Source organism: Williamsia sp., assembly GCF_036566845.1.
Classification (GTDB): Bacteria; Actinomycetota; Actinomycetes; order Mycobacteriales; family Mycobacteriaceae; genus Williamsia.
Map to the genome: position 1 here is coordinate 30,388 of NZ_DATCVM010000272.1, position 15,187 is coordinate 45,574.

General features: G+C 63.5%; 28 protein-coding genes and 1 tRNA gene. 12 read left to right on the forward strand and 17 right to left on the reverse strand.

What is annotated here, in order from left to right:
• Nucleotides 1-44: 44 nt before the first annotated feature.
• The 12 genes from VIQ49_RS26490 to VIQ49_RS26545 form a co-directional block, all read right to left on the reverse strand.
• Nucleotides 45-656 carry a hypothetical protein gene (locus VIQ49_RS26490; protein ID WP_331889737.1) on the reverse strand — a complete coding sequence of 204 codons (612 nt, stop codon included), beginning with the start codon at nucleotides 654-656 and terminating at the stop codon, nucleotides 45-47.
• 150 nt (nucleotides 657-806) lie between these two features.
• Nucleotides 807-1,202: a DNA N-6-adenine-methyltransferase gene (locus VIQ49_RS26495; protein ID WP_331889739.1), complete on the reverse strand. Its 396-nt coding sequence runs from the start codon at nucleotides 1,200-1,202 to the stop codon at nucleotides 807-809.
• Nucleotides 1,203-1,205: 3 nt separating this feature from the next.
• Complete coding sequence (locus tag VIQ49_RS26500; RefSeq protein ID WP_331889741.1) at nucleotides 1,206-1,973, reverse strand: hypothetical protein; 768 nt, start codon at nucleotides 1,971-1,973, stop codon at nucleotides 1,206-1,208.
• Nucleotides 1,970-2,146: a hypothetical protein gene (locus VIQ49_RS26505; protein WP_331889743.1), complete on the reverse strand. Its 177-nt coding sequence runs from the start codon at nucleotides 2,144-2,146 to the stop codon at nucleotides 1,970-1,972. Before VIQ49_RS26505 ends, VIQ49_RS26500 begins: the two co-directional genes overlap by 4 nt.
• Nucleotides 2,143-2,598 carry a DUF3310 domain-containing protein gene (locus VIQ49_RS26510; RefSeq protein WP_331889745.1) on the reverse strand — a complete coding sequence of 152 codons (456 nt, stop codon included), beginning with the start codon at nucleotides 2,596-2,598 and terminating at the stop codon, nucleotides 2,143-2,145. Before VIQ49_RS26510 ends, VIQ49_RS26505 begins: the two co-directional genes overlap by 4 nt.
• A gap of 126 nt (nucleotides 2,599-2,724) precedes the next feature.
• Complete coding sequence (locus VIQ49_RS26515) at nucleotides 2,725-2,850, reverse strand: hypothetical protein (protein WP_331889747.1); 126 nt, start codon at nucleotides 2,848-2,850, stop codon at nucleotides 2,725-2,727.
• Entirely contained in the window at nucleotides 2,847-3,188 is a 342-nt protein-coding gene (locus VIQ49_RS26520) for a hypothetical protein (RefSeq protein WP_331889749.1), read from the reverse strand. Before VIQ49_RS26520 ends, VIQ49_RS26515 begins: the two co-directional genes overlap by 4 nt.
• Nucleotides 3,185-3,472 carry a hypothetical protein gene (locus VIQ49_RS26525; RefSeq protein WP_331889751.1) on the reverse strand — a complete coding sequence of 96 codons (288 nt, stop codon included), beginning with the start codon at nucleotides 3,470-3,472 and terminating at the stop codon, nucleotides 3,185-3,187. The genes VIQ49_RS26520 and VIQ49_RS26525 overlap by 4 nt, the downstream gene beginning before the upstream one ends.
• A complete protein-coding gene (locus VIQ49_RS26530; RefSeq protein ID WP_331889752.1) occupies nucleotides 3,469-3,783 on the reverse strand; it encodes a hypothetical protein in 315 nt (104 codons plus the stop codon). Before VIQ49_RS26530 ends, VIQ49_RS26525 begins: the two co-directional genes overlap by 4 nt.
• On the reverse strand, nucleotides 3,780-3,902 hold the full coding sequence (locus VIQ49_RS26535; protein WP_331889753.1) for a hypothetical protein: 123 nt from the start codon (nucleotides 3,900-3,902) through the stop codon (nucleotides 3,780-3,782). Before VIQ49_RS26535 ends, VIQ49_RS26530 begins: the two co-directional genes overlap by 4 nt.
• 40 nt (nucleotides 3,903-3,942) lie before the next feature.
• Complete coding sequence (locus VIQ49_RS26540; protein ID WP_331889754.1) at nucleotides 3,943-4,161, reverse strand: helix-turn-helix domain-containing protein; 219 nt, start codon at nucleotides 4,159-4,161, stop codon at nucleotides 3,943-3,945.
• A complete protein-coding gene (locus VIQ49_RS26545) occupies nucleotides 4,158-4,424 on the reverse strand; it encodes a helix-turn-helix transcriptional regulator (RefSeq protein WP_331889755.1) in 267 nt (88 codons plus the stop codon). The genes VIQ49_RS26540 and VIQ49_RS26545 overlap by 4 nt, the downstream gene beginning before the upstream one ends.
• A gap of 137 nt (nucleotides 4,425-4,561) precedes the next feature.
• On the opposite strand from VIQ49_RS26545, the gene VIQ49_RS26550 reads away from it, so the two are divergent.
• The 6 genes from VIQ49_RS26550 to VIQ49_RS26570 all read left to right on the forward strand — a co-directional run bounded on the left by VIQ49_RS26550 (nucleotide 4,562) and on the right by VIQ49_RS26570 (nucleotide 7,491).
• The gene (locus VIQ49_RS26550; protein ID WP_331889757.1) at nucleotides 4,562-5,329 is read left to right on the forward strand and encodes a hypothetical protein; all 768 of its coding nucleotides are present in this window, start codon (nucleotides 4,562-4,564) and stop codon (nucleotides 5,327-5,329) included.
• On the forward strand, nucleotides 5,326-5,844 hold the full coding sequence (locus VIQ49_RS26555; RefSeq protein ID WP_331889759.1) for a hypothetical protein: 519 nt from the start codon (nucleotides 5,326-5,328) through the stop codon (nucleotides 5,842-5,844). Before VIQ49_RS26550 ends, VIQ49_RS26555 begins: the two co-directional genes overlap by 4 nt.
• Nucleotides 5,845-5,909: 65 nt before the next feature.
• Nucleotides 5,910-6,287 carry a helix-turn-helix transcriptional regulator gene (locus VIQ49_RS29050; RefSeq protein ID WP_414731727.1) on the forward strand — a complete coding sequence of 126 codons (378 nt, stop codon included), beginning with the start codon at nucleotides 5,910-5,912 and terminating at the stop codon, nucleotides 6,285-6,287.
• On the forward strand, nucleotides 6,284-6,760 hold the full coding sequence (locus VIQ49_RS26560; RefSeq protein WP_331889761.1) for a hypothetical protein: 477 nt from the start codon (nucleotides 6,284-6,286) through the stop codon (nucleotides 6,758-6,760). The genes VIQ49_RS29050 and VIQ49_RS26560 overlap by 4 nt, the downstream gene beginning before the upstream one ends.
• A gap of 67 nt (nucleotides 6,761-6,827) precedes the next feature.
• A complete protein-coding gene (locus VIQ49_RS26565; RefSeq protein WP_331889763.1) occupies nucleotides 6,828-7,259 on the forward strand; it encodes a hypothetical protein in 432 nt (143 codons plus the stop codon).
• Nucleotides 7,252-7,491, forward strand: coding sequence for a DUF3263 domain-containing protein (locus VIQ49_RS26570; RefSeq protein ID WP_331889765.1), 240 nt, complete (start codon nucleotides 7,252-7,254; stop codon nucleotides 7,489-7,491). The genes VIQ49_RS26565 and VIQ49_RS26570 overlap by 8 nt, the downstream gene beginning before the upstream one ends.
• On the opposite strand, the gene VIQ49_RS26575 is transcribed toward VIQ49_RS26570, so the two are convergent.
• Nucleotides 7,484-7,777, reverse strand: a complete 294-nt coding sequence (locus tag VIQ49_RS26575; RefSeq protein ID WP_331889767.1) for a hypothetical protein — start codon at nucleotides 7,775-7,777, stop codon at nucleotides 7,484-7,486. The genes VIQ49_RS26570 and VIQ49_RS26575 overlap by 8 nt on opposite strands.
• Here VIQ49_RS26575 and VIQ49_RS26580 point away from each other — a divergent pair.
• From VIQ49_RS26580 to VIQ49_RS26590, 3 genes are all read left to right on the forward strand, one after another.
• The gene (locus tag VIQ49_RS26580) at nucleotides 7,776-7,970 is read left to right on the forward strand and encodes a hypothetical protein (RefSeq protein ID WP_331889769.1); all 195 of its coding nucleotides are present in this window, start codon (nucleotides 7,776-7,778) and stop codon (nucleotides 7,968-7,970) included. The two genes, VIQ49_RS26575 and VIQ49_RS26580, sit on opposite strands and share 2 nt — an antisense overlap.
• 2 nt (nucleotides 7,971-7,972) lie before the next feature.
• Nucleotides 7,973-9,046 carry a site-specific integrase gene (locus tag VIQ49_RS26585; protein WP_331889771.1) on the forward strand — a complete coding sequence of 358 codons (1,074 nt, stop codon included), beginning with the start codon at nucleotides 7,973-7,975 and terminating at the stop codon, nucleotides 9,044-9,046.
• An 85-nt stretch (nucleotides 9,047-9,131) separates the two neighbouring features.
• Nucleotides 9,132-9,220: transfer RNA gene (locus tag VIQ49_RS26590), tRNA-Glu, on the forward strand.
• Nucleotides 9,221-9,347: 127 nt separating this feature from the next.
• On the opposite strand, the gene VIQ49_RS26595 is transcribed toward VIQ49_RS26590, so the two are convergent.
• Nucleotides 9,348-10,526: a PrsW family intramembrane metalloprotease gene (locus tag VIQ49_RS26595; protein ID WP_331889773.1), complete on the reverse strand. Its 1,179-nt coding sequence runs from the start codon at nucleotides 10,524-10,526 to the stop codon at nucleotides 9,348-9,350.
• Nucleotides 10,523-11,164, reverse strand: coding sequence for a hypothetical protein (locus tag VIQ49_RS26600; protein ID WP_331889775.1), 642 nt, complete (start codon nucleotides 11,162-11,164; stop codon nucleotides 10,523-10,525). Before VIQ49_RS26600 ends, VIQ49_RS26595 begins: the two co-directional genes overlap by 4 nt.
• 245 nt (nucleotides 11,165-11,409) lie before the next feature.
• Here VIQ49_RS26600 and VIQ49_RS26605 point away from each other — a divergent pair, with 245 nt between their 5' ends.
• Nucleotides 11,410-11,625 (forward strand): hypothetical protein, encoded by a 216-nt coding sequence (locus VIQ49_RS26605; RefSeq protein WP_331889777.1) that lies wholly within the window; start codon nucleotides 11,410-11,412, stop codon nucleotides 11,623-11,625.
• 83 nt (nucleotides 11,626-11,708) lie between these two features.
• Here the strand turns inward: VIQ49_RS26605 and VIQ49_RS26610 are convergent, their stop codons facing one another.
• On the reverse strand, nucleotides 11,709-12,212 hold the full coding sequence (locus VIQ49_RS26610; protein ID WP_331889779.1) for a PPOX class F420-dependent oxidoreductase: 504 nt from the start codon (nucleotides 12,210-12,212) through the stop codon (nucleotides 11,709-11,711).
• 86 nt (nucleotides 12,213-12,298) lie between these two features.
• Nucleotides 12,299-13,018 carry an IclR family transcriptional regulator gene (locus VIQ49_RS26615; RefSeq protein ID WP_331889781.1) on the reverse strand — a complete coding sequence of 240 codons (720 nt, stop codon included), beginning with the start codon at nucleotides 13,016-13,018 and terminating at the stop codon, nucleotides 12,299-12,301.
• 71 nt (nucleotides 13,019-13,089) lie between these two features.
• Here VIQ49_RS26615 and leuC point away from each other — a divergent pair, with 71 nt between their 5' ends.
• Nucleotides 13,090-14,532, forward strand: coding sequence for a 3-isopropylmalate dehydratase large subunit (leuC, locus tag VIQ49_RS26620; RefSeq protein ID WP_331889783.1), 1,443 nt, complete (start codon nucleotides 13,090-13,092; stop codon nucleotides 14,530-14,532).
• Between the two features lie 25 nt (nucleotides 14,533-14,557).
• Nucleotides 14,558-15,184: a 3-isopropylmalate dehydratase small subunit gene (leuD, locus tag VIQ49_RS26625; protein ID WP_331889785.1), complete on the forward strand. Its 627-nt coding sequence runs from the start codon at nucleotides 14,558-14,560 to the stop codon at nucleotides 15,182-15,184.
• The last annotated feature ends 3 nt before the right edge of the window (nucleotides 15,185-15,187 follow it).

Below are 15,187 nucleotides of genomic sequence, written 5' to 3' on the forward strand. Positions count from 1 at the left end.
CGATCCAACCCCAGGGACCGCGAACCCGGTTGGCAGATCAGGGACTACAGCTTTCCGGTGGCCTGCAGGTAGCCCTTCTTGGCGGCGTCGTCCATCCGGCCCCACAGCGAGGCCTCGACACCTTCCGGCGGCACCGACAGATCCAGCACGGCTGGAGCCGGTGCCGCAGCCTGAGGTGCGGCTGCCTGCGCGGTCGCCGGGGCTGGGTCGGGCTGTGCTGCAGCGAGGAACTGGGCCGCCGCGTCCGGTGCGGCGTAGGTGGCCGAGTACATCTTCGGGGCGTTGAGGCCGGCCTTCTTCTTCTCGCCGTCGGATACGTACGTCACCGACAGGGTGCCGCCGACCGCGATCTTCGCCTTGGCCTTCTGCATGGCCGCGACGACCGCGCGCTTGAGGTTGGACCCGTCGCGCACGTACAGCGTCCTGATGCCGTCGTCGTCGGCATCCTCGGGATCGCGCTCGGTGGTCTGCAACCTGACCACCATCTGCATGATGGGGTTGCCGTCCTTCCAGGTCGCGGGCTCGTTGGTGTCGAAGTCGTTGGCCTGCGAGACGCTGGGCTGGTCGACGATGGTGCCTTCGACAGTGGTGCCGATGGTGGGGAACTTCGCCGAGGCCGAGCTGGGGCGCAAGAAGGCGTCGAGTGCGTCAGTCATGGTGTGCTTCTTTCTCTGGTGCAGTGGGTGTGGGATTCAGTTGTTGTTGAGTTGTGGTCTGTGGGTGCTGGCAGTTGTGGCACAGCAGGATTCGCCAGGAGTTGAGGCGGGAGTTGCAGCCGGTGCAGCGCGGCCACACAGGCGCGGTGGTCATGGCGACCAGATCAGAAGGCAGCAACCAAACGGTGGCCGCTCGTTGGGCTTGATGTGCGTCTGCCCAGCCTTGAGGAATCGCAGCCGGCCCGGTAGGAACTCCACTCGTAGACCGGACCCTGGCCGGTCACGCTTCGGCTCGACGGTGTTCTGCCACCATTTCTGCTCGGTGCGGTTGGCGGGCAACAGCATGACGATGCCCTTGGTGTTCTGGTATTCGTCCCAGGCTTTGCGAACCCATGGCTCGATCGCCGAGTACGGCGGGTTGCACCAAACGAGCTCACCGGCCCACGACTGGCGAAGGCCGTCGGTCTCGATGTCGTAGTACTTCTCGCACCTTGGCGCCGGCGGGTGCTGTCTGCTGCGGATGGTTCTGCGCCTTGAATCCGACAAGGCTCATTTCACGTTGCCTTTGCACTGGTAGGGGCCTTCGGGTTTCGGGTGGAACCACGGGCAGTAGTCGCACAGCGAGGACGGCGCGGTGGGGAAGAATGCGTAGTGCTCGGGGTGGTTCTCGCAGTCGAGCTGGTCGATCATCGAGGTCACCGACCAGAAACGATCGAGGGTTTCCTGCGCGAGGTCCGGGTCGTACGGTTCGGACCACATGTAGGCCTGGGCGAGTTGGCCGCCGCGGGGCAGGAACATGATCGCGACCGTGTCCGGCGTGAGGCCGAGGTTGGCCATGCCCTTGCCATAGAGGTGAACCTGTTTGCGGTACTGGTCGCCCGGTCCGTCCTTGCGGTAGCGGCGTACTCGCTCGGCCGACGGGAACTTCCAGTCGATGATCGTCTTGGTCGCGATGTCGTAGACGTCGAGACTGCCGGGGATGGCCGGCGACGGTGCGACGGGTTGCTCGACGAGGAATCGCACGCCGTGTTTGTCGTTGTAGGCCTTGAGCATTCCCTCCATCCATTTGTGTGCGGCGGTGCCGACGATGGAGGGCAGCGGGTCGCCCGGTTGGTCGAGGGTCTTGGGTTCGCGCATGATGCCGTAGGCGAGTTTGCGATCGCAGGGATGGCCGACCTCGGACGGGCCGAGGGACTGCTGTTGTGAGCGCGGTGCGTCGCGGGCCGCGTCGATGACCATCTGGGTCAGCTCGGTCTTGAGGTCGAGCGTCCCGGTCTCGGCGTCGGGGGCGAGGAAGGAATCGAGCATGTCGGTCATCGCGCCCACCTCATGGAGGCCGTGAAGTTGCCGGCCTCTCGATAGGTCCAGCCGAAGCCAGGCAGCTCGGTTCGCACACGGTTACGCGATACGCCGAGGGTCCGGCCGACCTCACGGTACGAGCAGCCGTCCTCGAGCAGCTTCCTGGCGGCGTCGATCTGCTCGGGTGTCATTGCTCTGCCCGCCTTGCGATCTCGCGATCGAGGTACCAACGCGCCTTCTCGAGATCCTCGACAGCGTTGCCTTTCAGATCAGCGCGCCAGATGTACTTGACGGCATTGCCCAGGCAGAAGCCCATGTGCTCGGTGATCTGGATGCACTCGACGCCGCTGGGGTGCTCGGTGTAGTGCGCCGGATGGTTGACCGGATCGTCCTCGGGCACGCCGATGTCGGGGATCGGGTCGGGGATCGCGCTCAACTTCCAGTACGGAGACCCCGGGCCGGTGACGTTGCTGCAGTAGACAGCGTCCTCATTGCAGAGCGCGTTGAGGCCGTGCCGCACATCGTCTTTGGACATGTCGACTGCAGCCTCTGTACGAGCATGCTCGATGATCTGATCGAGATTCAGTTCGCCCGGGTACGCGTCTGAGAGGGCACCGAAGGCGAGGCGTTTGTGGATGGTCACGACTGGTCCTCCTCGGTTTTGTCGCGGTCGCAGATCCAGCAGGGTTCGGTGGTCATGAACGCTCACCCCACTTCCACACCAGGCGGGCCGAAGCGAACAGGATGATGGCGAGTGCGAGAAGATCGGTCACCACTCACCGCCGAGGTCGTCACCGTTGCAGCGCAGGAGCTCGACGACCGCGACGGCCGAACCGACCAGAATCACGACACTGAGCGCGGTCATGCCGACGAGGACTCGCGTCAGCGCGCTCATTTCGGTGCCTCTGGGTTGAACCGGAGGTAGAAGACCTTGTCACGGACGGCCGCATTGAGGCCTTCGTGTTCAAAGCCGCCGGCCTGTTTCTTCGCCAGGTCGTACAGCGAGCCGGGTTTGATGGTCTCGAGATCGCCTGGGGTGTACCTGATCCACTTGCCAGGATTGGCGAGGGCGGCCTCGACGAGCCCCTTGCGGATCTGAGGTACCTCGCGCCGTACGCCGCGGCCACCACCGGGCAACTCGCCGACGACCTCGAATGCGCGCGCAGCTGCGCGACGCGCTTCGCGTTGCTCTTGTGCGAATGCCTGCCTGTCTAGGTCCTCGACCGCGCTCACGGCTTGACCTCGAATCGGCGCGACTCGGAGACGTTGATGCACAGGGCCGCGACGTCGGGGAAGGACTCCTTGAGCACCTTCTGGTTGACGCGGTTGGACTTGATGTATTTCCAGGTGACGACGATCTCGCCATTGACGGTCGCCTCGTCGTGTGCGTCGCCGAGTTCGAGCTGCAGGGCGGCCTTCTCGGCGTCCTCGATCTCCTTGTAGTGCTTGATCTGGTCGCGGGCGTTGCGCAGCCTGTCGAGGTGCGCCTTGGCTTCGGTGCTCAGTTCAATGGTCATGATGCTGTTGTGCTCCTTTGGTTTTCGATGTCGCTGATGGTGGCGTGAAGGCGCTCGGCGCAGTCGAGATAGACCGAGGCGCGGGCGAACGCGAGTGCCATGTCCTCGGGGTCGTCGAAGCGGGTCAGCTCGCGGATCTGCTCGTCGTGGCGGGTGCAGTAGTCCTCGAACAGAGCGATGAGGGCGGTGTCCCCGGACGGGGGGACGGGCGGCGTGCGCGGTGGTGACGGCTGCCTCGGGCACCACGGCTGATGTGCGGCCATCAGGCCGCCGCCGCAGTGCGGGCACGAGAGGTGAGCGGGGCCGCTCACTGGATCTCGCCGTTCTCGACCTTGATGAAGTCGAAGTCGGAGGGCGTGTAGCAGAGCGCGCCGAGCACGGTGCTGAAAACACCAGCGGCAGCGAGGAATCCAAAGAAAATGGCGTCCATGAAACAGGCCTTTCGGTTGGGTTGACGGGGGAGTGGAGGGTTACGCGGACTTCTTGGAGTGGCTGTATTGCGGGATCGGGCAGCCGCGTCTGACCCAGTCCTCGACCGCCTTGGGGGTGATCACCCAGTTCGCGAAGCGACGTTCACCGTTCTGCGCCGCCTTGAGAAGGCCGGCCTGGCAGGCCTCGCGCACGCTGGTCACGCCGCGGGGCGTCATCGCGGCGACGTCTTTCACGGAGAGGGCGAGTTTGTCTTTCATGCCGGAACCTTGTGGTTGTCAGTGCTGACGGCTGACGTCACGGGCGTGGCTACGTCCTCGTGGGCAACGAAGAGGTCCTCCCAGTCTTTGCCCAGCCGGGCGGCAAGCGCGATGGCCAGATCCTCGGAGATGTTCTTCAGTTGGCCGTTCTCGATCTTGTAGATCGTGGTCTGAGTGCGGCGAACGAGCATGCCCAGTTCGCGCTGCGTGAAGCGCTTGTTTTTGCGCGCTCTTCGCATCTTGTCGGGGTCGCGGACTTCCATCCAGCAGTCCTTTCGTGTGATCGGTGGCCTTACTCGTCTCATGTTGTCCTCCGGTTGTCGCTGTGTCAACTGTCAGGCCTGACGATAGACGCGTGGTTGTATTTCTGTCAACCGTCAATCGCAGGGTCTGACGTGGCATGATGCAATCGCTGGTTTTCAGCAGTCGGAGCGTCACCTATGGCTCAACGACAACCGACCAATGGAGGCTCTTGGGTGTGAATGCAGACAGTCTGCGAGGCCTGCTCCAGCAGGTGATCGACGAGCGCAAAGCTGAAGGGCGGGACGCGTCTTACCGCAACCTCCAGGAACTGGTGGAAGCGGAAGAGCAGTCCAACCCTCGAGGCCTTGCGCTCAATCGGACGACGGCATCCCAGATCGTGAAGGGCACCTACAAAGGTGTTGCTTCACCGGGAACCGTCAGAGCGATCGCCTGGTTGGCCGGCGTCTCGGAAGCTGCGGCATTCACAGCGGCAGGCCAGACGCCGCCGGGGCCGCCCTTTGCAACTGAGCTACCCCCGGGAGTGGATGACCTGTCACCGAAGGAGCGTCGCGCAGCGATCGAAATGTTGCGGACGCTCGTTGCTCAGCGACAGGAGATCAACCGCCATGAATCAGCAGCTGCCATATCGAGTCCGCCGGAATCGCGAACACCGGGCAAAGCCGAGCGTGAAATCGAGGAGGCCCGGGCTGGCGTCGGCCAGCGCAAGCCCGACGGCTTGATTGAGGAGCCTCAAGGCACTGGCCTTGTCGTCGGTCAGCCCACCCCTGACGATGGCGCCGGCCTCGAGGTCAAGCGCCAGGCGGACTACGACCTCGCGAACCGCAACGTCGGAACGAAATCGAAGCGGCAGCTGCAGCGCGAGCGCGACGATCGGCTCGGCGAGGAATCGCAGGTTGGCGAGTGAAGAAGCTTGATCGTTCCATCTCGCTCGCCGAGGTCGGGTTTTGTTTTTGGCATCACACAGATCCGTATAAGGGGGTACGCGCGCAGTTAGAGGCTGAGCTGAACCCGCACGACCCCGACACCCCACTCGAAGTTGACGCCCTTGAATTCTTCGACGCGTTGATGGACGCAGCCGAGAACGACGGGTTGACCGCGAATGACTATTCCGCGCCGATTGGCGACCGCATCGATATGGTCAATAAACCGTGGATTGGCGAGCTCAAGGCAACCGGTTTGTCACGCAAAGACGAGGGTGGCCCGCGTGAGTACAGGCTGTACTTCGCCGAACCTGAATTGGATGCCGCGCTACTCGCGTCTTTTCTCGGGCATAAAACGCACGTGGAGATGAACCAGACTGTCGGCGGTTCGGCGACACCGCGGTCTTCGGGTAAGCAGACCGCTCACATAACAACGGCGATGACGATCACCAAGCGGTGGTGTACACACGCCGGAGTGCTATACCGCCTGCTCACGTAGGGTGATGTTGCAGCTTCTGCAACACGCGACTACGGTCATAGGACGATCAGGGAGGTGTGAAGTTGGTGTCAATAAAGAGACTCGCCGCGCGAGTATCGGCGCGATCCGAAGTCTCATTCAAGAGGCAGTTAGTCGGAGCTCGCGAATCTGCGGGCTTAAACCAAAGTGAATTGGCGGATCTTCTTGGTGTGAACCGCAGTACTGTCTGTCGCTTGGAACGGGCTGATAGCAACCCTCGCCTGTCCGAGATACGGCAATACCTGACGCAGTGTAAAGCAGCATTGCGCATTGAGGTTATTTCAACGGACGTCGTTGAACGGCAAGTCGCCCGCGCCAACACGCCGCAAGTGGCGCCCAGGCCGAACATGGTCACGTACGGCTTCGCGATCGACGATATGACAGACGAGGACGAAGTTCCTATGCGGGCTCGTCTCAAGACATGACCGACAGCATCATCGATAGGGTCACGCGCGGAAACATTCGGTGGTACCGACGCGCGGTGGGTCGGAAGTATGTCACTGAAGAAGGTGGGCCGTGGGACGAGTCGGGGTTATGGGAGGTTCCTGATACCGGCGATGGCCTAAGGATTGCCTTCCGGCTTAATCTGGCGAGCTCGGCCAAGAATGAACCGCTAATCATCGTGCGAGCGCTACTTCAGTTGAATGACGATCGATTGCTAGCTGAGCTCGACTGCGAGGGCCAGTTCTTCTTCGAGGAGGATGGCGAGGACCCGACCAATGATGAGATACGCCGCTTCGCCGAGGAGTGCGGGATCGAGTATGTCTTTGGGTACTTGCGCTCTGCATTGGCGGACTCTGCACGTCTCGTCGGCTTGGCTGCACCAATTATCCCGCCGAACCAGATCAGCGACCTCGTCGACGACGTCATGGCATCATTGATCGATGCATCTGCGTGAAATAACTGCCGTGTAATTCGTTGCCTGGCAACGGGATTGTCGGATGTGACCGTTACGGTCCCTTCCCATGACGGCCTACCATCCTTGGCGCGATGCCCGAGCGCGCAAGCACCTCGACATCCGGTTCGTTGATCACCTTGCGACAGGCACGCGTGGCTGCTCCCGCGACGGCAAGGTCGACCTTCAGCGCGACATGCATCAGGACGAGCGCCGGTCGAGCCTGTCGCACGAGCTAGTTCACGACGAGCGGAGGATCTACCCGGCCGACCCGGTACTCCGGGCCCGCGAGGAGATCGTCGTGGAACGGATCGCCGCGCGCCGGCTGATCCAGCTCGAGAAGCTGATCGACGTGCTGTGCTGGACCCGGCATGCGGACGAGGTCGCCGAGGAGCTGTGGGTGGACGTACCGATGCTCGTCGCGCTGGTGCAGTCCCTCACCGACGAGGAACGCCGGAAGATCAACACCGAGCTGTGCCAGCGAGGAAAGCGCCATGACTGACCTCGAGCAGCGGATCCTCGACTTCGAGGGTCAGTGGTGGCGGGTCCGGGGAGGCAAAGAGGCCGCGATCCGCGAACAGTTCGGCTGGTCGGCGGTTCGCTACGCCCAGAAACTGAACGCAGTGTTGGATAGCAATGACGCGGTGGCGCACGATCCTTTGCTGGTTAATCGTCTGCGTCGCATACGAAATCGGCGGGTTGAGGCCCGATCACAGAGAAGAGATCTCACATGAAGCGCGTGCTCCTGGTTTTGTCGACGGTCGCCGTTCTCGCACTCACGGGTTGCTCCGACGAAGGCGACACCTCTAGCCAGGCGACCGGAATTTCGTCGAAAAGCCAGCGCGCCAGCGCGACGACTACGACCTCGGCGTCCTCTCCAAGCGCAACGTCATCTGCGACGTCCGCGATCTGTGACGAGTACTGCACGCAGGTCGAGCAACTGAGCTCGCAGAAGTGTGCGCCAGGCGCGAGCGGCGGAGACTGCGCGGCGACACTCACCGACAAGGTGCTGCTGGTCATGCAGATTCAGAACGACGACGATGGAAGCGACGCGGCCTTCACAGCCGCGCTACAGGACGTCGTGGACGAAGGCGAGGAGTTCGGCACCGCGGGCTGCGCGCAGCAGGCGCAACTCGATGCAGCATGTGGCATCAGCGCTTTGAATGTCGACACCAGCTTCGACATCGTCGCAGTCCGGTTGGGAATCTTGTAGCCATGGCCAGCATCACGCCGTATGAGACAGCGCAGGGCAAGCGGTACCGCGTCCGGTACCGCAAGCCGGATGGCCGCCAGACGGACAAGCGCGGATTCACGACGCTGCGAGCGGCCGAGGGCTTTGCGTCCCGGATCGAGGTCACCAAGGCTGACGGGCTCTACATCGACCCAACACTCGGAAAAGTCACGGTGACGGATTGGTCGAAACGGTGGCTCGACGGCAAGTCCAACCTCACCGAGTCGACGCGGTTCCGATACGAGGGGATCATCACGAATCACATCGAGCCGACGTTCGGAGGCAATGCCGTGTCGAAGGTTCGGCACATCGATGTTCAAGAGTGGATCTCTGGCCAGTCGGGCTCGCCGGCCTCGGTGGTCAAGAACCACCGGGTGCTGTCCCAGATCCTGGAGCTCGCGGTGAAGGACGGTCGGCTGCCGTCGAACCCGGCCAAGGGCGTCAGTCTGCCGAAGGTGCGGCCGGCGAAGCGCCGGTACCTCACCCCGAGCCAGGTTGAGGCGCTCGCAAAAGAGTCCGAGGAATGGGGTGTGCTCATCCTCGTGCTCGCGTACTGCGCGCTGCGGTGGGGTGAGATGGCCGCGCTCAAGGTCGAGGACGTCGACATGCTACGGCGCCGGATCCACATCACGAAGTCGGTGACCGTCGTCAACGGTCGGTTCGTGTGGGGTCCGCCGAAGGACAATCAGGTCCGCTCAGTCCCGATCCCGAAGTCGGTCGCGCTCGAGCTGTCGAAGTACCTGGCCGGCAAGGAGCGTGAGGATTTGCTGTTCGCAGGACCACGATCTGGCAACCCGCTGCGTACGAAGGCCGCGCGCGAGATGTGGTTCGACGCCGCGGTGAAGTCGGCCGGGTGCCCGCTGAAGTTCACGCCGCACGAACTCCGGCATACCGCGGCCTCCCTCGCGGTTTCGGCCGGCGCGAATGTGAAGGCGCTGCAGCGGATGCTCGGACATGCCAAGGCGTCGATGACCCTCGATGTCTACGCGGACCTGTTCGACGATGACCTGGATGCTGTGGGGGTCGCGCTCGACGACATCAGGGCCCGCGTCGTGTGACGTAGGTCTGCCCACCGTGCCCACATTCTTGCCCACATGAGCGGGGCGAACAGGGGTTCTAAGGGGTGGATTCTGGCGCTTCTTTGGCCAGGTCAGAGCGATTCTAAGGTGTTGACCTGGACCGTGATTCGCCCTCTCAAGGCGGTAGCGCGGGTTCGAATCCCGTCGGGGCTACAACGAAAACCCTTCTCCTGCATTGCAGGGGGAGGGTTTTTTCTTGTCTGAGGATCCCGAGGACAACCTCCATCCGAAGCCCGGACGGTTTCAGATGAAGGTCATCTCGACACCGAGATCTGTTCGATCAGTGCGCAATCGGTTCTGCCGGGAGTCCGCCGCGGAGACGGGTGACTTCTTCGCGAGCCCTGACGACGTCGGAGCTGTCGAGGCCCTTGCTGACCGCGAGGTCGCCGCACAGATCCAGCGCTGCGCGCACGATGTGACGCCGCCTGCGTCGCTCGGCGCGGTTCGCCGCGGCCTTGGTGTAGATGCGTTTCTGTCGCCACCCGCCGGCCGCGGTCACCTCATCCTCGGTCAGCAGTCCGGCCGCGATTTCCGGGGCGAGCACATCGTGAACGAAATGGGATTCGCGTGGATGCGCCCAGACGAACGCGATCCACAACGCGGTCAGCGCGAAGACGATGTCGCCGACCATCACGACGATCACCAGCAGGCTGTTCCCGTCGGCAATCGCGACCATCGAATCCCACACCCCGTGAATCAGGACCGATGCCACGATCAGCGCCAGCCCGCGTGCGATTCTGCGGGGTTGGGCCGGGGTGCCGATCAGATAGATCAGGCCGGCGCAGAACAGCGCGGTGAACAGCGGATGGGAGACGATGTCGGAATAGACGCGGGTGGCGATGGAACCGACCACCGCGTCGGTCTGGTGGGCGCCGTAGCCGCGCATCGCACCGGAGACGCCATACAGGAAGTCCTCGCTGGTCTGGAATCCCAGTCCGATGAATGCGCCGAGGAGCAGTCCGTCGGTCGCGGTACGCACCAGTCGGGGCGCCAGGGCCAGCAGGACAACTATGCCGATACCCTTCGCGGTTTCCTCGACGAACGGCGCGGACAGCCCGGCATGCCAGTCCTCCGCCCAGACCTGTCCGAACAGCTTGCTGTAGAGCGAGCCCATTGCACCGTTCGCCGGGACCGCGATGGTGAACGTGGCCGCCGTGGCGCCCCAGACGAAGCCGGTGACCACCAGGCCCACCGGTTGGCGTTCGTAGCGGTCGATGTGCCGGAACCACCATCCCCACACCAGCGCGCTGATCACGCCGACGATGCCGGTGACGATGAGTGCACGCCCGAAGTATCCGGCGTAGGGCGAGAACATCTGCCACCCCTTGACCGCGCCGGCACCGCACATCCACAGGTAGATCCAGAACACGATGTTGCGCGGTTGGATGAAGCGGAACTTCTCGCCCCAGGCTGTTGCCTCGAGTGTTTCCGCGCGTTTTTCGAGGAGGTCGGTGCTCACTTGGTGTCTCCCTCGGTGGTGCCGATCGAGGCGATCATGTCGGCGATTTCCTGACTGTGGGCCGCGATCTGGTCGGGTGGACCGACGACCTGGACTCGTAGTCCCATGCCGTCGAGGACAAATGTCGTCACCGAACCCGCGGCGCGAGGGGTGTCGAAGTTGATCTGGACACCGGTCAGGCCGCCGTCGGTGGTGAGGGGCGTACGCGCGCCGGATATCGCCAGAACCGAACTGCCATTCGTCGCCGAACCCACGGCGTCGATCTGGGAGAGCAGCTCGTCGGCGCTTCCGGCGAAGGTGTCGGCGTCGACGCTGACGCTCACGGTGTCATCGGTCAGCGCGACTCGTGGCACTGAACTCGATGCGCCGCGCTCGTCGGTGCGGAATCCACTGTCGATGTTCCAGCCCGCGGGTGCGGTCAGAGAGATGGTTTCGGTCACGGCCAGGCGGTCGCCGGCCACCGTCGGATCCTCCGATGAGACAGCCGAATCGACGGCGGGAACGATGACCGCCCACAGCAGCCAGACGGTCAGGATCGCGAGTGCGTGGGGAAATACGCGTGTGTCGAGTCCGAGGAAGCGGTGATCGGCCGGTGGTCGGTGGGTATGTCTGGGCGGGATGCTCCCGGCAAGATTCAAAACTCCTCGTTTCGATTGTGTGAAGAGGTGGTCGTGGCGGATGCCGGTCCCGGGAATTATGTACACAGATCTGTCCCCCTGGCATTCCATTCCCGCGGTATCCCACGGTGATCCGCGGTGTCCGACCTACGAGCATTCCCGCTCCGACGCGACTTCGGTTGGCGGGCAAGGGCGTCCGCAGGAGCCCGATGTGCGCCCGGCCCCGGGGGTTGAACAATCCCGCGATGGAAGGGCAGCATGGGCGGATGACCAAGAAGACGACGAAGAACGAGTTGCTCGCCGAGTTGGATCTCGAGATCGAATCGGTGTCGCCCGACATGTCGTCGGATGAGTCCAAGGCGGACAGCCCTGCCGAGATCGAGACGCGGCATCGCACCCTGTCGCAGTGGCGTGAACGGGTGAAGGACGCCGACGACGATGATCCGATCATCAGGGAGATCGCAGCACAACTGGACTCCTGACCCGCCGAACACCCGCCGAACTCCAACGGCCCCGCATCCGATGGATGTGGGAGCCGTTGCATGAGGGTTCTTGTGACTAAGGGCTATTGCTTCACGAACTCCGCGGTGGTTCCGGCGAGTGGCACCTCGGGGAGTCCGAGCTTGCGGTGGTCCCAGCTGCGAATCCGATTGGTCTTGATGCGGACCGCAACGCGCTTGTTCATCATCTGATCGACATACGGGCGCATCTCGTCGGTGTACGGGCCGTTGTAGCGTTCCCACACGCTGATGCCGCACTTCAGGATCATGTCCGGATCGTCGAGGATCTCGGCGGTCCCTTCGATCGAGACGCCGCGAAGCTGGTCGTAGGTCAGGCCGTCCTCGATCATCACGGTGCACGTCGGGTTGCGGCGGATGTTCACGGCCTTCTGAGACTTCGCCTTTGTCTCGAACCAGATCTCGCCGTCGATGACGCCGTACCACATGGCCACCAGGTGCGGACGGCCCTGCGCGGACACCGTTGCCATCGTGGCGGTGCGGCTGCGCACGATGAAGTCACTGACCTCGTCATCGCTCATCACGATCTTGCCGCGCTCGTTCGTTCCCATCGGTGTCCTTTCGCTGTCCCCGCCGCGTGACCCCGGAGGCCTGGGCAGGTCGATGTCATTCGATGAATGTGACTTTCGCTACTACCTTAGAGCCGCTTGTTGATCGCATCTGCTGCGGCCAGGAGGTCGGCGGCCCAGCGAGATCCCGGTCGTCGTCCCATGCGGTCGATCGGTCCCGAGACCGAGATCGCCGCGATCACTTCGCCGGAGTTGTCGCGGACCGGCGCCGAGATACTGGCGACGCCCGGCTCGCGCTCGCCGATGCTCTGCGCCCACCCGCGGCGGCGGACGTCGAGCAGTGTCCGTTCGCTGAAGCCGTTCTCACCCAGGAGGAGCCGCGCCGTGGCCGGGTCGGCCCAGGCGAGGAGCACCTTCGCCCCGGAGCCGGCGTTCATCGGCAGCCGGGCACCGACCGGGACGGTGTCCCGGAGCCCCGACGGCGGCTCGATGGCAGCGACGCAGATCCGGTCCGCACCCTCGCGGCGGTAGAGCTGCACGCTTTCACCGGTTATCTCCCGCAGCCTCGGCAGCACGAGTGCGGCGGCTTCGCGCACTGTGTCGGTGGCACCGGCGGCGAGTTCCCCGAGCGCGGGACCCGGGCACCACAGTCCGGAAGTATTGCGCGCCAACAGGCGGTGCGTCTCGAGTCCGACGGCGAGTCGGTGCGCGGTGGCACGCGGAAGGCCGGTCCGTGTGCAGAGCTCATTCAGGTTGCATGGTCCCTCGGCGACGGCGTGCAGAACAGCAACGGATTTGTCCAGAACACCTATGCCACTGGCCACTGTCGATGCGGTATCATTTCTCACGAGACGATACTATGCTCTCGCATAGTGAGATGCCAGCCCATCTCGTAAGAAGAAGAAATTTGGTGATCATGATGACTGAACGTCCGATGACCTTGGCCGAAAAGGTTTGGGAAGAACATGTTGTGGTGCGTGGAGAAGGGGAGGGTGCCGCACGTAAGCCCGACCTGATCTACATCGACCTCCATCTCGTTCACGAGGTGACGAGCCCTCAGGCATTCGACGGCCTGCGCCTGGCGAACCGTCCGGTGCGACGTCCCGACCTGACGATTGCGACCGAAGACCACAACGTGCCCACGGTCGACATCGGCAAGGTCATCGCCGATCCCGTCTCGCGACTGCAGGTCGACACCCTTCGCAAGAACTGCGAAGAGTTCGGAATCCGACTGCATTCGATGGGAGATGCCAATCAGGGCATCGTGCACATCATCGGACCGGAACTCGGTCTGACGCTGCCGGGTATGACCGTCGTCTGCGGTGACAGCCACACCTCCACGCACGGCGCCTTCGGGTCGATCGCGATGGGTATCGGCACTTCTGAGGTCGAACATGTCCTGGCGACGCAGACGCTTTCGTTGCGCCCGTTCAAGACAATGGCGATCAATGTGGACGGAGAACTGCCTCCGGGCGTTACCGCGAAAGATCTCATTTTGGCAGTCATTGCGCAGATCGGAACCGGCGGCGGCCAGGGATACGTCCTCGAGTATCGTGGACCCGCCATCGAGAAGCTCTCGATGGAGTCCCGAATGACCGTGTGTAACATGTCGATTGAGGCCGGAGCTCGCGCCGGACTTATTGCACCCGATGACATAACCTTCGAATATGTGAAGGGCCGCCCCCACGCACCCGCCGGTGCGGACTGGGATGCCGCGGTGGAGAACTGGCGTCGATTGCGTACCGATGACGGCGCGGTCTTCGACGCAGACGTACACATCGACGCGTCCACATTGACGCCGTTTGTCACCTGGGGAACCAACCCGGGGCAAGGCGCACCCCTGGGTGCCTCGGTACCGGACCCCGCCAAGATCGCCGATGCGACGGAGGCCGAGGCGACCGAGAAGGCGCTGAGGTACATGGATTTGACCCCCGGTATGCGGCTGCGCGACGTCGAGGTCGACACAGTGTTCGTCGGCTCGTGCACCAACGGCCGCATCGAGGATCTGCGTGCGGTGGCCGACGTTCTGCAGGGCCGTCACGTGGCCGAAGGCATTCGGATGCTGATCGTTCCCGGTTCGGCTCGTGTTCGTCTCCAGGCCGAAGCGGAGGGTCTCGGCGACATCTTCGAGGAGGCGGGCGCCCAGTGGCGGCAGCCCGGCTGCTCGATGTGTCTGGGAATGAACCCGGATCAACTCTCACCGGGCGACCGGTCCGCGTCGACCTCGAACCGCAATTTCGAAGGGCGGCAGGGCAAGGGAGGCCGAACTCACCTCGTGTCACCGGCTGTGGCTGCTGCCACCGCAATTCGGGGACGGCTCTCCGCCCCGACCGATCTGACCGATCCAGTTCCCGCGGTCTGAGCGCGGACGAGAAGGAGAATTGACGATGGAACCGATCAGCACCCACACCGGAATCGGCGTGCCCTTGCGACAGGGCAATGTCGACACCGACCAGATCATCCCGGCGGTGTTCCTGAAGCGCGTGACTCGCACCGGGTTTGAGGACGGTCTGTTCAGCGCCTGGCGCGCCGACCCGAACTTCATCCTGAACGTCGAGCCGTACAACCGTGGCTCGGTCTTGGTGGCAGGCCCTGACTTCGGCACCGGATCGTCCCGCGAGCATGCCGTCTGGGCGTTATCGGACTTCGGGTTTCGGGTCGTGATCTCGTCCCGCTTCGCGGACATCTTCCGCGGGAATGCCGGAAAAGCCGGATTGGTGGCCGCTCAGGTGGACCAGGCGGACGTCGAACTGATCTGGAAGCGGCTCGAGGAGCAGCCCGGGCTGGAATTGACGGTGAGCCTTGAAGATCAGACGGTCACCGCTGCGGACCTAGTGGTGCCCTTCGCAATTGATGAGTACACGCGGTGGCGTCTGATGGAGGGTCTGGACGACATCGGATTGACATTGCGGCAGGTCGGGGCCATTTCTGACTATGAAAAGGTAAGGCCTGTATGGAAACCGAAGACCCTGCCGGAGCCCGCTTCGGGGAGCGCCGCGACCCCGCGACCGTAACCC

Coding starts and splice junctions, on each gene's coding strand:
- VIQ49_RS26500 (WP_331889741.1), bottom strand. CDS start 1,973: ATGACCGACATGCTCGATTCCTTCCTCGCCCCCGACGCCGAGACCGGG.
- VIQ49_RS26580 (WP_331889769.1), top strand. CDS start 7,776: ATGCAGATTCAGAACGACGACGATGGAAGCGACGCGGCCTTCACAGCC.
- leuC (WP_331889783.1), top strand. CDS start 13,090: ATGACTGAACGTCCGATGACCTTGGCCGAAAAGGTTTGGGAAGAACAT.
- VIQ49_RS26540 (WP_331889754.1), bottom strand. CDS start 4,161: ATGAAAGACAAACTCGCCCTCTCCGTGAAAGACGTCGCCGCGATGACG.
- VIQ49_RS26545 (WP_331889755.1), bottom strand. CDS start 4,424: ATGGAAGTCCGCGACCCCGACAAGATGCGAAGAGCGCGCAAAAACAAG.
- VIQ49_RS26585 (WP_331889771.1), top strand. CDS start 7,973: ATGGCCAGCATCACGCCGTATGAGACAGCGCAGGGCAAGCGGTACCGC.
- VIQ49_RS26505 (WP_331889743.1), bottom strand. CDS start 2,146: ATGACACCCGAGCAGATCGACGCCGCCAGGAAGCTGCTCGAGGACGGC.
- leuD (WP_331889785.1), top strand. CDS start 14,558: ATGGAACCGATCAGCACCCACACCGGAATCGGCGTGCCCTTGCGACAG.
- VIQ49_RS26515 (WP_331889747.1), bottom strand. CDS start 2,850: ATGAGCGCGCTGACGCGAGTCCTCGTCGGCATGACCGCGCTCAGTGTC.
- VIQ49_RS26550 (WP_331889757.1), top strand. CDS start 4,562: ATGATGCAATCGCTGGTTTTCAGCAGTCGGAGCGTCACCTATGGCTCA.
- VIQ49_RS26610 (WP_331889779.1), bottom strand. CDS start 12,212: ATGGGAACGAACGAGCGCGGCAAGATCGTGATGAGCGATGACGAGGTC.
- VIQ49_RS26525 (WP_331889751.1), bottom strand. CDS start 3,472: ATGACCATTGAACTGAGCACCGAAGCCAAGGCGCACCTCGACAGGCTG.
- VIQ49_RS26575 (WP_331889767.1), bottom strand. CDS start 7,777: ATGACCAGCAGCACCTTGTCGGTGAGTGTCGCCGCGCAGTCTCCGCCG.
- VIQ49_RS26560 (WP_331889761.1), top strand. CDS start 6,284: ATGACCGACAGCATCATCGATAGGGTCACGCGCGGAAACATTCGGTGG.
- VIQ49_RS26605 (WP_331889777.1), top strand. CDS start 11,410: ATGACCAAGAAGACGACGAAGAACGAGTTGCTCGCCGAGTTGGATCTC.
- VIQ49_RS26535 (WP_331889753.1), bottom strand. CDS start 3,902: ATGGACGCCATTTTCTTTGGATTCCTCGCTGCCGCTGGTGTTTTCAGC.
- VIQ49_RS26565 (WP_331889763.1), top strand. CDS start 6,828: ATGACGGCCTACCATCCTTGGCGCGATGCCCGAGCGCGCAAGCACCTC.
- VIQ49_RS26490 (WP_331889737.1), bottom strand. CDS start 656: ATGACTGACGCACTCGACGCCTTCTTGCGCCCCAGCTCGGCCTCGGCG.
- VIQ49_RS26570 (WP_331889765.1), top strand. CDS start 7,252: ATGACTGACCTCGAGCAGCGGATCCTCGACTTCGAGGGTCAGTGGTGG.